This is a genomic window from Arthrobacter sp. NPDC080031 (assembly GCF_040702485.1).
Lineage (GTDB): Bacteria > Actinomycetota > Actinomycetes > Actinomycetales > Micrococcaceae > Arthrobacter.
This window is the reverse complement of record NZ_JBFBLA010000013.1, coordinates 14,105-28,022: the sequence shown is the minus strand read 5'-3', so window position 1 is coordinate 28,022 and position 13,918 is coordinate 14,105. Positions and strand designations below refer to the sequence as shown.

Here is a 13,918-nt window from a genome sequence, read left to right as displayed (position 1 = left end):
CGGCAAGGCTAGCCCGGGTCTCCCAGCCCGGCTTGTTCCATCAGTTCTGTCAGCCATGGCCGGTGGGCACGGTGGAACACAATTCCTTCGGGAAGCCCCTGCACGGTCGGGACGGAGTGGGCGATGTCGACGGTGATCCGGCTACCAGCCATCGGCGCGTTGGTGATGTGCAGATCGCCGAAGGATTCCGGGAGTGCCGGGTCCATCCAGAATCCGCCGCGTGAAATATGGGCGTCGTAGCGCATCAGGCTCGTCACCAGCCGGATCGGCGTGGTCGCTGCCCAGGCCTGCGGGGAACATGCCGTCGGATACGGAACGGGCTCGGTGACCTGGTCGCGGCTGAAGCCGCAGAACAGTTCCGGGAGCCTGCCATTGGTGTAATCGGCCGCTTCGAAGAGGGCGGTGGAGATCCGCTGTGCTTCTTCCACGAAGCCGTAGCGCATCAGGCCGACGGCAATGATCGCGTTGTCATGCGGCCAGACCGATCCGTTGTGGTAGCTGGCGGGATTGTAGGCGCCCATGTCGCTCGCGAGGGTTCGCACTCCCCAGCCGCTGAACATCTCGGGGGACATGAGGCGTTCGGCGACCAGCGGTGCCTTGTCTTCATCGATAATGCCGTGCCACAGGCATTGCCCCATGTTCGACGCGCACGCGTCGACCTGCCGTTTCTTGCCGTCCAGGGCGATGGCATAGTAGCCGCGGTCGGGCATCCAGAACTGTTCGTTGAACCGTTTTTTCAATTTCGCTGCTTCGCCGGTGAGCCGGGCGGCCAAGGGTGAGTCACCGGCGTCGTACGCCATCCATGCCCGGGACAACAGCGCGGTGTAGACCAAAGCCTGGACTTCGCAGAGCGCGATCGGGGGTTCGGCCAGCCGGCCGTCGGCGAAGTTGATGCCGTCCCAGGAGTCCTTCCAGCCCTGGTTGATGAGGCCCTGGTCGTTGAGGCGCTCATATTCGACGAACCCGTCGCCGTCCTTGTCCCCGTACGTGCGGACCCAGTCCAGTGCGCGGTCGGCGTGGGGCAGCAGCGCCGCGATGGTGTCCTTGGCAAAACCCCAGCGGCTCACCGATCCGAGCGTCATCACGAACTGCGGGGTCGCGTCGACGCTGCCGTAGTAGACGGACTTGCCGCCCAGGGAGAGCCCGCTGGAGACTCCGAGCCTGACCTCGTGCAGGATCTTTCCCGGCTCTTCCTCGCTCATGGGATCCACCACGCTGCCTTGGCGGTCAGCCAGGGTCTGCAAGGTGCCCAGTGCCAGGGACGGGTCCACGGGAAGCGCCATTTCCGAAGCCCAGAGCGAGTCCCGGCCGAAGAGCGTCATGAACCACGGAGCGCCGGCGGCCACCACGATCCGCTCCGGATGGGCAGGATCCTCAATGCGAAGCGCGCCCAGGTCGTCGTAGCTGCGCCGCAGGGTCCGTTCGACCGAACGGTTGCCCATATGCAGTTGGGGAATCTTCGCCACCCATTCCTGGCGGCGGCGGTCGCTACGGGATACCTCCCCTTCGGCCGGACGAACGAACGATGCCACCGGTACGGCGCCGTCGACGGCGGGCACCACGCTCACCCAGGTGCTCCAGTGGCCGTGCGGCGGGACAACCAGCCGGTAGCTCAGGGCCTCCGGGGAGACGTCGGCGCCGCTTGCCTTGACGACGATACCCTTCCGGAGGTCCTGCCAGGCTGCCCTAATGGTCAGGGAGTCGCCCTCCGGATGGCGGGATTCCTCCCAGCGCCGCTGGACGCGAGCCTCCTTTACCTCGAAGAGATCCGCGAAGTCGGCTTCGACGCTGAGGGTGACCACGCATTCGGCGTCGTCGGAGGAGTAGTTCCGGAGGGTGATCTCCTCCAGGATCCCGGCACTGACTTCCCGCAGGCGCTCAACGATCATGGGGCTGTCCGCGTACCCGTCGGAGCGGGGAACACGGCCAATGAACAAAGCCCGGTAGGGTTCCTTCGTCTCCGCCGTCAGAGGCTCCAGGGGCTGGCCGTTGACTGCGAGGTTCCATCGGGACAAAATGCGGGTGTCGTCATGGAAAACACCGTGCGGATGCTCGGGATGGATGTCTCCATTGGCCGAGGAAATACAAAAGGACGAACCCTCCACCAAAGTAACCGTGCCGGACCCCACCGGCCCGGCTGCCGTGTCAGCATTCCATCCAGCCAACCCCGCCTCCTTCAACGGCTCACGACCGGCGCGGCGCTATGCGGCTCCGGGTAAACCCGTCGATCGCTATACTCCGTTGAATAGACGCTACGCCTTTGCGCGCATGGATAGTAGGCGGTGCGCATCCGGGACCGGGATCGGGGGGCTTCCGGGGAAGGTAGGTCGCCCAGTCCTAGGAAAACCAGGGAGCGGCACAGCTGCTGACATGATTCCCCTTGCCACATAACGTTGTCTGTAGGGACGTGACGAAACCGGTTTCCGGATGAGTCCCTCCAACCCCCCCACTCACCTGTGCCTGAAGAATGCCTGGGCAAGGGCGCATTTCGGTGCGTAACAACGACAGAAGAGAACTGTGGATTTTTCACTAATGATGGCTTGTGCAGTCGTCAAGTCCGTCAACCATGAAGCACTCAGCGCATTGCCAAATGCCCCGGTCATTCCGCCACGACCGGCCGGAAGCACCCGCAGGGGCCTGGTCCGCCTGCGGGGATTGCTGGCCCGTCTCCTGCACGGGGCAGCGTGGGCCATTGAACCTCACTCCGCCAACCATCGGGGAAGACAGACCCTCACTCAAGGAGACAGCGGCCTCCCGGAGCGTGCCTGAAAGATCCACGTTCCTGAAGACGGGTCCACCCTGGCCCTGGACCGGACTTCTCAGCTTCTTATAGTCGGGCGAGTGCGTATCAGGGCCAAGGCGGTGACGACGGTGAGCGCGAGCATTACGCTGCCGAATATCACGACGGACAGGACGAGCGGCAGGGATTGCATGATCAGTCCGAGCGCAACGACGGGAAGCGCCATACCGATGTAGCCGGCGAGAAACAGCCCGGTCAATGCCTCCCCTCGGGTGTTAGCCGAGGAGATGGCGATCACCGAGCCGATTGCGGACTTGAACGTCGCGCCGACCCCGGAGCCGGCAACGATTCCGCCGGTGATCAGCAGCGGCAGTGACGAAGCGGTGATTGCCGCGATGACCGTGGCAAGTCCGGCCGCGAGGAGGCCGAGTCCGGCGGCGAGCTGTGCGGTGCGCGACCAGCGGGAGGAGAGGACTTGGAAGGATGCCGAGGAGGCGAAAACGACGAATGTCACCCCGCCGGCCACCAAGTGGGAGGCAATTCTCAACTGCCCCGAGATAAAGGCTGGGGCCAGAGAGGTGAAGAAGCCGAAGACGGCAAATCCGACGAAGGCCAGAAGGGTTGAAGCCAGGTACTGTCCCCGCGCGGCTTGAGGAACGTTCATCCGCTGGGGCCGGTAGGTCCAGGTTCCGTCGACGGTGTTGACGGTTTCGGGAACCGTGACCACCAGCAGCAGCCCGATCAGCAGCAGGAACGCGAATACGACATACGGGGTGTAGAGGGGCATCGGCGCGTACTCGGCCATAAAGCCGGTGAGGAGGGGGCCCAGGCCGAGGCCCCCGATATTGGCGGCGGTGGAGATAACCTCGGCCCGCCGGGACCTGGCGCCGGGTCTTGCCGCACTGCGTAGTTCTGTCATATGCGCTGTCGCGGTGGCCGTGAGCATACCAATGCCTAAGCCGCAGATGAATCGCGCCAGCAGCAGGCCCGGTAGCTCCGGCCAGACCAGGAAGACCAGTGCCGCCACGACGTTGAGCACAACGGCGGGTGCGATAACCCGACGACGGCCGAATCTGTCGGAAATATGTCCGGCCAGGAAAAGGCTGACCACCACTCCGGCAGCGTACGCCGCGAAGATGAGCGTGACGGTGAAGGCGTTGAAACCGTCGCGCTGCTGGTAGAGCACATACAGCGGGGCGGGCGCCGAGGCGAAGGCCATCGTGATCATGAAGACGAAGGCGACGACCCAGAATCCTCGTGCGTGCCGGCGTTCGTGCGTCCGAGTAGCCGCGGTGCTGGGTGCAAATGAAGTTGAAGTACTAGCCATTCCTCCAGTATTCAATTGGTCTGCCATCGCGTCCAACGCTTATTCACGCTAGTATCCATCGCGATCAGCGATAATAGAGGCATGCAGCTCTTTCACCTCGAATACTTCCTTGCGGTCGCCGAGGCCCTGAGTTTCACCGGGGGCGCCCGCCGGGTCAACATCGTCCAGTCCGCCGTCTCGGCCGGCATCAAACAACTCGAACGCGAGCTTGGCGCAGAATTGTTCGTGCGCCAGGGCCGCAGCATCCGGCTCACGCCCGCGGGGGAGGTTCTGCTCCCGCGCGCACGCGTGGTCTTGACGGATGTACAGGCTGCACGGGACGCCGTCGACGCCGCCAGAGGGGCGGTTCGAGGGGCAGTTGTCCTCGGCACGCTTGCCCACGTCGGATCCATTGATGTGTTGCAGATCCTGCGAGAGGTCCGCCGGGACTACCCGGACGTCGTCGTGAAGCTCCGGCAAACCGTCCAGGGCACGCGTACCAGCCTGGAAGACCTCCGCTCCGGGGCCTTGGACCTGGCGCTGGTCTCCGTGCCCGAGCAGGCTGCTCCAGGTTTTGAGCTATACCCCATGCACGTCGAGGGAATTGACTTTGTCTGCTCGGTCCGGCACCGCCTGTCCGGGCGGAAGCGCGTGGCTCTGTCCGAGCTTGTCGACGAACCCTTTATTGACTTTCCCGAGGGATGGGGAAACCGCGCGACTGTGGACAACTCCTTCAGCTCTGCCGCACTGAACCGTACGGTCTCCGCCGAGGTCGTGTCCTTTTCCATGGCCTTGGAACTCGTGCGGCAGGACCTTGGAGTTGTCTTCCTGCCCCGGTCCGCACTTTCAAAAGAGACCGGGGTTGGCACTTGGTCCATCAAAACTCCCCTGAACTGGAGGATCCAATTGGCCCGCTCCGCCGCCCGGCAGCCCACAGCGGCCGAACAAGCACTGATCCTCAAATTCAGGCACACCACCCAGCCGGTCTTTGATATTTAGTCAGATGCGACGTTCACGTTGATATCGGAGCGGCTTTGGAACATGGCGAGTTGCTCCGGAGTGATGGATGAGTCGGTGATAAGGGTCCAAGGACGATCGATCGCTGCCCACCAGTGTGCCGATTTGGCACCCAATTTGCTGGCGTCGGCCAGCACATAAATCTCGTTGGCTGCCGAGATCATCGCCCGTTTGAGCGAAGCCTGTTGATCAGTGGTTTCGCTGAGACCACGAAGGGGATCCACCCCATCGGCCCCCAGGAATGCCGCGTCTGCGGTGAGGCTACTCAATGCCGCTTCCGCGAGGGGGCCGACAGTTCCGGAGCTGATGTGACGCAGGTGTCCTCCCAACAACACGAGATCGACACCCTCCGCGTGCTCGAGTATCCGGGCGCACGTCATCCCATTTGTGATGATGGTCAGTTCCGAGCGGGTTGTCAGGTTCTCTGCGAGAGCGCCGACTGTTGTGCCGGCGTCGAGCAGGTTGACGGAACCCGGAGCGACAAGCGAAGCTGCGAACCGACCGATCATGAGCTTCGCGTCACGCGCGACGAGTTCGCGCTCCTGAAGGCTCTGCTCGCGTGGAGAGTAGCCAGCGGTGACGGCGCCTCCATAGGTGCGATGAATTCGACCGCTGGCCGTGAGGCGTTCGAGATCCCGGCGGATCGTCGAAAGCGATACACCGAATTCTTCGGCGAGCTCTTCGACAGTAGCCGGACGGACCTCGAGTATTGCGGCTATCGTTGTTCGCCGCCCGTTAGCATTCATGGTTCGACTATTTCACCTCGGCGCGTGTTGCTTTTCTTCTCTTATTGCGGCTGTTCGATGTGCGTGACGACGGACGTGAGTGCGTCGACGTCGCCGAACGCGCCGGATTTGGTTATGAACGGCTGTATATGGCCGGGCATCTCGGCGTCGACGATCCCCGGCAGGATTTCGCCTCTGATGTTCAGGACGGCCACGCCAAGGTGGTTTAGCACTGCCACGGCTGTCTCTCCGCCGGAGACGACTATTGAGGATGCGTGGGATGCAGCCGCTGCCGCCGTGGCGCCGATCGCTGCGGCTACGATCTTCGCCTGCTTCTTGTCCAGCGCGGCAGCGAGATCCGGGGTGAGTACGGCTTGTCCGCGATCGAGGGCGTCTCTTAGAGTGGCAATCGTTGCACCGACGTTCATTGCTCCGGAAGGGTCTCCGGCGTCCAGCCTGTCGGTGTGGTCCAGATGGATGTGCTGGAATCCGGCTCTGACGAGTTCATCCAGTTGGGCACGGCTCGTCGGCGCATAGCTTCCGATGACGACGAGGGAGTGGCCTCCGGCCCGATGTCCACCCTTGACTGGGATCGGCCGTGCCCGCTTCGCAGGCTCGTCGGATTTCAACGACGAGGCGAGTGCCGCCGAGATGCCCCCGGAGCCGACGAGGAGTGCCTGGTCACCGAAGGATTCGGCGGCCGCGACTATGGCAGCCAGGTCGGAATCGTTCCGGGCATCGACAATAGCCGTGTCGATGTGCGCGCTAAGGATCTGTTGGAAGCGAGCCGCGAGGGAAGCAGGGTCGGTCCAGTCGTCAGTTGAGACAAGCGCGTGGCTTAATCCGGTCCCGGACAGCACATCTGCTACTCGACGTTGGCTGCCGAGCGGCGTGCCGGCCACATGCACGATTCCGTTGAGGGTTGTGCGTCCGGTTCGGGGAAACGCGGGAGCCACGATCGCGAGTATGGGGAGATCGGGCAAACGCAAGGCTTCGAGGGAAGCCGCGATTTCGACTCCAACGTTGCCCCGCAGCAGGGAGTCGATTTTCTTGAAGACGCGGACGCCATTCCGGCCGGCCCGTGAAACGAGCCCACCCACCGTTTTCCTCGCAGTGAGACCATCCGCGTAACGGGTTTCAGTATTAATCGCAAGGACGTCTGCGGGCGGCCATGCGACCGTGGGATGAACGAGCACAGCGGTTTCCCGGCTCGCTGAGAACGGGACTGCAGCGTCAGCAGCCCCGGTGAGGTCATCGGCGACGATAAGGAGCTCCACTATGCGGCGATCTGTAGGGGAGCAGCCTGAGCGCTCACGTTGATTCGCTGCGCTGGGTAGGCAGTAAACAGAAGAATCCCGCTTGGGATTTTCCGGAGGGTCGCCTTGATGGATACGGCCATGTCTCAACCTTAAAATCGTCGATTTCGCGCCGATTACGTGTAGCGTACGTCGCGGAATCTGCGCCAAACGCGCATATTTATGCTTACAGGAGTTCTTCCTGGGGGAGTGGTGCCAAGCGGGTTCAGTTCACCAATCCTGGAATTCCCTGGTCAAGCCGAAGGGAACGGAATCGCTGAGGGCGACCGTGAAAGAGTCGTGTCCATGGCGTGAGACGAGTATTCCACAGCGTCGTTCCCGCATTGCTACCGCCCGGGCGGCGCTCACCGCTTCATCGAGTTCGCGGTCCATGCTGGCACGGTCCGTCGCCGTGATCGTTAATGTGCCAGGACTGACGGTGATCATGTGTTTCTCCTTTAGTGTTCTATATGTCAGGTGTTGCTGTTCCCGGATAACGACTTCGGCCTGCCGTGAATAGGGCGTACCGGCAGGCCGAAGTCGTTCTTGGGAGCCTTGTCCGCGAATGCCCCGATGCTCGGGGCCTATTTGCCCTCAGGTCGCGGTGGGGCGAGGTCGATCGCTTGCCGCAAAGCCTCGAGAAGCGATTTGTGATCTGCTATGTTTTCGCCTGCGATGTCGAATGCCGTCCCATGGTCAACTGACGTCCGAACTACGGGAAGGCCGACGGTGATGTTCACGCCGTTCTCTAGCCCAAGAACTTTCACAGGACCATGACCCTGGTCATGGTACATCGCCACGACAAGGTCAAAGTCCCCCCTGCCGGCCCGGAAGAACACGGTATCGGCGGGCAGCGGACCGAAGGCATCAATTCCTTCCGCCTGGGCTTGCTTGATGCCCGGCTCAATCTTGATTGCTTCTTCCCCGTTGCCGAACAAGCCGTTTTCACCGGCATGGGGGTTGATGGCGCAGACAGCGATTTGAGGGTTCGTGATACCTGAACGGATCAGGAGGTCGTAGCCGCGTTTGATGGTCCTGTAGACGAGCGGACCGTCTATTCGCGCCACCGCATCCAGAAGGCCAAGATGGGTTGTCACATGAATGACTCTCATCTTCGGGGCCGTCAGCATCATGGAGACTTCATCCGTGCCGGTTAGTTGCGCCAGCAATTCGGTGTGCCCGGGGAATTTGTGTCCTCCGGCGTGAAGTGCGGCTTTGTTCAAGGGTGCGGTACAGATGGCATCGATCTTGTTGAGCGTGGACAGTTCTACTGCCTTCTCCAAGAACAGGTAGGCCGCATGCCCGGCCTCGGCCGATAGTTCTCCCCAAGGTAAATCGGCCCGGACACTGGGCACATCCAGGCAATCAATGGTTCCAGCCTCAAACCGCGCCTGGGACGGCTCGCCGATGCTGTTGACCTTAAGGGCACTTCCTACCACGTCCATCGCCAGTTCCAGTCGACCCCTGTCACCAATGACAAATACGCGCGCCCGGTCCTGGATCGAAGGATCCGCCATAGCCTTGGCGATGATTTCAGGGCCGATCCCTGCTGGATCTCCCATCGTGATGGCTACAATCGGTCGTCCCATTATCTGTCTCCTCTAGTCAATGAACCGGGTTGTTGTATTTGTGGCAGGTTGCCGATGATTTTGGCCGGCCATCGATGGCTTTGGTAAAGATGGGCCGATCCGGCATAGCAACGTGATGGGCCTGCCGCCTGAACAGCGTCAGGCAGGGAATTCACAACCCCTGCGGCCGGCCCTGCCGAGCCAACCAGAAGGCTTTGGAACTCCAACAATCGGTGCGCGGTCGCTACCGTAACGAGGTCCTCGTCTGTCGTGCAGTCGACGACGGCCGCATCACACTCCGCAAGGAAGACCCCGCGGATCCGGTCGGCAAGAATCTGTGCGTCCGCATATTCGCTCCTTTTGATGACGGCTGCACGCAGGCCGCCCCGGCGAAGTGCTTCGACGACACCGATGCTGTTCGTTTCGCCTGCTGCGCTTGGACCATCAATCAACGCGGTCCCGTCGACGGTTATTCTGGCCGCCGCGGGCAGCGCTGGTGCGACAACCGCGAAGGCAGGCAGCCCCTTCCGGCCCATTGCCCTGAGCGCGCCAGCGACTTCGTCGCCGACATTCAAATCCGCGACGATTGTCCCCAAGTCGTACGAGCCGAACCGCCCCGCGGGCTCTTGAAGGTTTATTTGGCTACAATCCACGATGCCTCCTTCCTCGGACAAATTGGGCAGAATACTGATTGATTCTTTGCAGCAGCTTTGTGTCTGGGGTTCAGACGCGTTCATTCGGCCCTGCAAGGTGACTATTGTGCGACGGGGGCAGCGACGGCGTCGTCGACGCCATGGGCATGTGCCGGCTCTTCTTCTCCAATGGGGTGTCGCGGCAAGGTCAGCGCGACGACGACACCTGCCAACAGGAAGATGCCGGCGACTACGAAGGCACTGTTGTAGCTGTGTGTGGTGTCAACGATGTAACCGGTAACGATCGGTGCGGCGGCCCCGAACGTGTTGCCCCCGATCATGGCTATGCTGTTGGCCCTTCCGGCCAAGTGGCGCGACCTGAGCAGATCGCCCAGCAACGCCAGGTTCATGGAGACGGTTGTAGAAATGCAGGTCATCGAGATGCTGATCAGGATCAGGATCATGGTGACGTCGGAGAAAAACGGCGTCAGCAGGACGACTGAACTCGTCAAGAGACAAGCGGCAACGATATAACGGCGCCGGGCCGCGGATTGTGCATGCCTTTTCAGCCTGCGATCAAAGACGATGCCGAGTCCGATTCCTGCGAGAACTGCGACGACGTACGGTACTGCCGTAAACAGTCCGGACTTCATGATCGACAAATGGTGGACCTGCTCCAGATATCCCGGGAGCCAAGTTAGAAACAGGTACTGCGTGTAGACGGCTGCCGACTGGATGAGCGCCACGCCCCACATGCTTCGGTATCGCAGGAGGCTCAGGACGCCGCCCTTGGGCTTGCCCTCCTGTGACTGCTCACCTGGTACTTTTCGCTCCTCCAGGATCATGGCTCGCTCTGGCTCCGACAGCCACGTGGCCTTGGATGGATCACGGAACCAGATCAGCCAGGCAGCAAGCCAAATGAATCCGAGGGCGCCCATGATTACGAACATTGTCTGCCAGCCAAAGGACGTAATCAGGGCCGCTGCCAAGATTGCTCCCAGGGCCGGTCCCGCATAGGCACCTGAGTTGTATATGGAGGCAGCGCGGCCACGCTCGCTGGCGGGGGCCCATTCCCGCAACACTCTTCCGGCGGCCGGATATGTTGACGATTCCCCGACTCCCATGAGCAGCCGGGCTCCAATGAGGCCACCGAATCCGCGGACGATACCAACGAGCATCGTGGCCAGCGACCAAACGACGATGCTGACCGCGTTGACTACCCGCGGGCCGAACCGGTCGGTGAGCATGCCGCTGGGAATGAGGAAAAGCAGGTACGACCATAGGAACGCCGAAAGCATGAGTCCTACCTGGGTCGACGAAAGATTGAGCTCCTTCTGGATAGGTGCTACCGCGACGGAGAGCGCGGTCCGATCCATGTAGTTGATCATGACCAGGACGAAGAGCAGGAGATAGATCCACCAACGGCGGCGGGCGATTTTCATTTTCAAAACCTCGTTGTTTCTAAGAATTTAGTGGGAGCTGCCGGCAAGCAGGTCGATGGTTGTGGTTCCGGCACCGTCGGGCTGCCAGATTTTTACTCCTGCCTCGAGCTGGGAATGCGCGATGGGCTCCCCGTCTCTGAGGCTCAGCAATCGGTCATGCCCGGGTACGAGAATCAAAGAAGGATCATCGAGGAGCATCCTTCGGACGGTTTCGATGCTTTCCCGGCTCAGGTCAGGATCTAGGGTCATGTCGGCGACCCCTGACATCAGTTCAGTTTCGTTCTTGACGGCGTCGCCAGCGAAGATCGCGCGGCCACCCTCAACCGCCGCGTGGTAGGCAAAGTGCCCGGGCGTGTGTCCCGGAGTCGCCAACGCAAAGAACCCGGGCAATGGTTCTGCGCCGTCGGCAATCCGTTCCACGCGATCGGATCGGCTAAGGAAATCAACGTGGAACTCCGGCAGTTCCCACGTTCCTACGGGTTGTTCGACGGCCCATTCCAGCTCCGGTCGCGGCACGATGATGCGCGCGTTGGGGAAAAGGGGAAAATTGCACGCGTGGTCCCAATGACAGTGCGTGAGCGCGACGGCGGTCACGTCCTCGCGTCCGATGCCTTGGTTCGCGAGAGCCGCCATGAGCGGGACTCGGTATCCGTAGCCGCCTGTGTCGACAAGGATGGTCTCCCCTTGCCCTCTCAGGACTGAGACGGTGCTCCATCCCAGTCCACCATGGCAGGTACTTCTGCCGGGAAAACCCTGGATCAAGATAGTCAAGTCATACACAGTGCGCCTCCTTGCGATACATGTACTGACAGATGCGCCGGCCAAGCGCTTCACGGTCGATTACTTCCGGGTGCCTCGCCGCACGTCGTTGATGCTGGCGCCTTCTTGCACTGACGGGGGTTAGCTCAATGCATGGTCGATGCATATATCTTGACATCGATGCGCGTTCTACGCAATAGCAATGCACATTCTGCGCAGAATTGAGAGACGGGTCGCCGCGAGGGAGGCTGGCGTGTGGGTTTACGATTTAAGGCAGATCAGAGATGCGTGAACCGCGCAGTCCGCGGTGACCCGGTCATTGAATCAAAGCGTTTTGCAGCTTCAGTTGCCCGGGAGGGTCTGCTTGTTCGGCGGTGGGGTTTTTCGCCACCAACACGTCGATCCCTTCCGCTTCGAAGGCTCTTAGTTCGGCCGGTTCGGCGCTTTCGTCAGTTACCAGCGTCCAAGGTTTGCCCAGGCGGCTCCAGAAGTGGAAAGGCCGGTGGCCGATCTTTGCGCCGTGCGCGAGAACATAGACGCGCTCTGCGCGTCGGGCCATGAGTTCCTTGAGCCTCGTCTGGGTGAGCTCGGCCTCACATATGCCATCGGTCGCACTGACGCCGTCGGCCCCAAGAAAGGCGCGGTCAAACGTCATGCGTTCCAGGGCTGCCTCCGTCAACGGGCCGACAAAAGCTTGGCTGAGTGCCCGCAGCCTTCCGCCGAGGCACTCCAACTCAACGCCTTTGCTGTCATTGAGCTCCGCTATGACTGAAAGGCTCGTTGTGGCGACGTGAAGCCGGCTCGTCGCCTTAAGCTCGTGGGCAAGCAATGCGATGGTCGATCCAGCGTCGAGTAGAACAGACTCTCCTGGCCGAATGAGCCCGGCTGCGCTCCGGGCGATCGCCAATTTCGCGTCGTACGCTTCGCCTGCGCGCTCCCTTAGCGCGGATTCAGGATGGGCGGCCAGTGCCATAGCGCCGCCGTAAGTCCTGGCGAGGAGTCCTTCAGCGGTGAGGCGCGCGAGGTCGCGGCGGATAGTCGATGCCGTCACATTGAAGTGGGCGGCGAGTTCATCCACGCCTGCCAGGCCGACAGTGGTGGCGCGCTTGACGATCTCCTCGCGGCGCATGTGGGAGTTCGTGGCCAATTCGATGCCTTTCGCTACGCGTCAGGCCGATGCACATCCCGTACACAGCTTTCGACGATGATCAGATGCTACCCGGGCAGGACCAGTCGGCGCTTCCATTGGTCACTTCGCTGATCCACGATTTCCTGAGCGAAGTCCGCAACCCGTTTTCGTATCGGATGCGGGAGTTACCTATATTGTTTACAGCTATCGGGCAGTAGTTGGCGCGAATATCCCGCACATGACGAGGTCCCGCGGTCTAGGGTGGGACATCGAGAGGACAGGCAAAGTGACTGGATCACGCAACGGCACGCGGAGCCGGGACGACGGGCCGGCGGGTCCGCCGGGCGGTCTCATCGTCGGCGCGTACGCCACGTCTCCCTACCGCAACGACTGGCATCCAGAGTTCGAGAGTCGGCTTTTTGACTTGCTCTCGGCCATGCCCGGACTCCGGGGCCTTGAAATTCCATGGTTCGGGTCGCTGCATCAATTCGACGATAACTGGTTGCTGACGCATCTTCGTCCTCATTGGGACTTGGTTTTGAACGATATAGGTTCCGGCCTCCGGGGGGTCGCCGCGGATTCGACGTACGGACTTGCCTCCCGCGACAGGCTCGGCCGGATGTCAGCGTTGAAAATGGCAGCCCGACTCCGCGACGATGTAGACAGGCTGAATCAGGCGGCAGGGCGACAGGCTGTCATCGCCGTCGAGTTCCATAGCCCGCCCCCACGGATGAGTAGCAGTGAGGCCCTGGCGGAGTCACTAGCCCGGATACAAAGTTGGGATTGGGGGGAAACCAGCCTGCTTGTCGAGCACTGCGATGCCCTTGTAGCAGGGCATCCACCTGCCTTCGGCTACCTCTCCCTGACGGACGAGCTATCAGCCGTCATTTCCTCGGGGACAGACTTTGGAATCTCCATCAATTGGGGCCGTTCCGCCATCGAGTTACGCGATCCGGACCGTGTCCTCGAGCATATCGCTGAGGCCCGGTCGGCAGGTCTTCTCCGATCGATTGTGTTTTCGGGGGCTGCGTCACAGGACACGGAATTCGGTCCGTCCTGGGTCGACGCGCATCTGCCTCCGGCGGCATCAAATACCAACAAGTTCGGCGAACCCGCGTCCCTCCTCACCCCGGGCCGGATGAAATCCGTTCTCGATACATCAGGCCAGCTTGACTGGATTGGCCTGAAAATCGCCGCCCGGCCTGTGGACTTACCGTTGGCCGGACGGATCCAGCTGCTTTCAGATTCAATTCGGCTCGTCAACGAGGCGAGGGCGTCCGCATCTGTGTAACCTCGAGCCAGCAT

Annotated in this window: 12 protein-coding genes; 2 read left to right on the top strand and 10 right to left on the bottom strand. The window is 61.6% G+C overall.

The features are described 5' to 3' along the window. Positions 1-8 precede the first annotated feature (8 nt). Both AB0323_RS12580 and AB0323_RS12575 read right to left on the bottom strand, forming a co-directional pair. Entirely contained in the window at positions 9-2,165 is a 2,157-nt protein-coding gene (locus AB0323_RS12580) for a glycogen debranching N-terminal domain-containing protein (RefSeq protein WP_366177618.1), read from the bottom strand. A gap of 654 nt (positions 2,166-2,819) precedes the next feature. Further along, a complete protein-coding gene (locus tag AB0323_RS12575; RefSeq protein WP_366177617.1) occupies positions 2,820-4,067 on the bottom strand; it encodes an MFS transporter in 1,248 nt (415 codons plus the stop codon). 81 nt (positions 4,068-4,148) lie between these two features. Here AB0323_RS12575 and AB0323_RS12570 point away from each other — a divergent pair, with 81 nt between their 5' ends. Further along, positions 4,149-5,045: a LysR family transcriptional regulator gene (locus AB0323_RS12570; RefSeq protein ID WP_366177616.1), complete on the top strand. Its 897-nt coding sequence runs from the start codon at positions 4,149-4,151 to the stop codon at positions 5,043-5,045. Here AB0323_RS12570 and AB0323_RS12565 read toward each other — a convergent pair. From AB0323_RS12565 to AB0323_RS12530, 8 genes are all read right to left on the bottom strand, one after another. Beyond that, complete coding sequence (locus AB0323_RS12565; protein WP_366177615.1) at positions 5,042-5,809, bottom strand: DeoR/GlpR family DNA-binding transcription regulator; 768 nt, start codon at positions 5,807-5,809, stop codon at positions 5,042-5,044. The genes AB0323_RS12570 and AB0323_RS12565 overlap by 4 nt on opposite strands. A gap of 41 nt (positions 5,810-5,850) precedes the next feature. After that, positions 5,851-7,065 (bottom strand): four-carbon acid sugar kinase family protein, encoded by a 1,215-nt coding sequence (locus AB0323_RS12560; RefSeq protein ID WP_366177614.1) that lies wholly within the window; start codon positions 7,063-7,065, stop codon positions 5,851-5,853. Positions 7,066-7,314: 249 nt separating this feature from the next. Continuing rightward, positions 7,315-7,530 carry a hypothetical protein gene (locus AB0323_RS12555; protein WP_364535769.1) on the bottom strand — a complete coding sequence of 72 codons (216 nt, stop codon included), beginning with the start codon at positions 7,528-7,530 and terminating at the stop codon, positions 7,315-7,317. 137 nt (positions 7,531-7,667) lie between these two features. Next, positions 7,668-8,672 (bottom strand): 4-hydroxythreonine-4-phosphate dehydrogenase PdxA, encoded by a 1,005-nt coding sequence (gene pdxA, locus AB0323_RS12550; protein ID WP_366177613.1) that lies wholly within the window; start codon positions 8,670-8,672, stop codon positions 7,668-7,670. Continuing rightward, a complete protein-coding gene (locus tag AB0323_RS12545) occupies positions 8,672-9,388 on the bottom strand; it encodes a four-carbon acid sugar kinase family protein (RefSeq protein WP_366177612.1) in 717 nt (238 codons plus the stop codon). Before AB0323_RS12545 ends, pdxA begins: the two co-directional genes overlap by 1 nt. Before the next feature lie 17 nt (positions 9,389-9,405). Continuing rightward, a complete protein-coding gene (locus AB0323_RS12540) occupies positions 9,406-10,725 on the bottom strand; it encodes an MFS transporter (protein ID WP_366177611.1) in 1,320 nt (439 codons plus the stop codon). 27 nt (positions 10,726-10,752) lie between these two features. Further along, positions 10,753-11,505, bottom strand: coding sequence for an MBL fold metallo-hydrolase (locus AB0323_RS12535; protein ID WP_366177610.1), 753 nt, complete (start codon positions 11,503-11,505; stop codon positions 10,753-10,755). Positions 11,506-11,800: 295 nt separating this feature from the next. Continuing rightward, the gene (locus AB0323_RS12530; protein WP_366177609.1) at positions 11,801-12,631 is read right to left on the bottom strand and encodes a DeoR/GlpR family DNA-binding transcription regulator; all 831 of its coding nucleotides are present in this window, start codon (positions 12,629-12,631) and stop codon (positions 11,801-11,803) included. Between the two features lie 268 nt (positions 12,632-12,899). On the opposite strand from AB0323_RS12530, the gene AB0323_RS12525 reads away from it, so the two are divergent. After that, positions 12,900-13,904: a DUF4862 family protein gene (locus AB0323_RS12525; RefSeq protein WP_366177608.1), complete on the top strand. Its 1,005-nt coding sequence runs from the start codon at positions 12,900-12,902 to the stop codon at positions 13,902-13,904. Positions 13,905-13,918 lie beyond the last annotated feature (14 nt).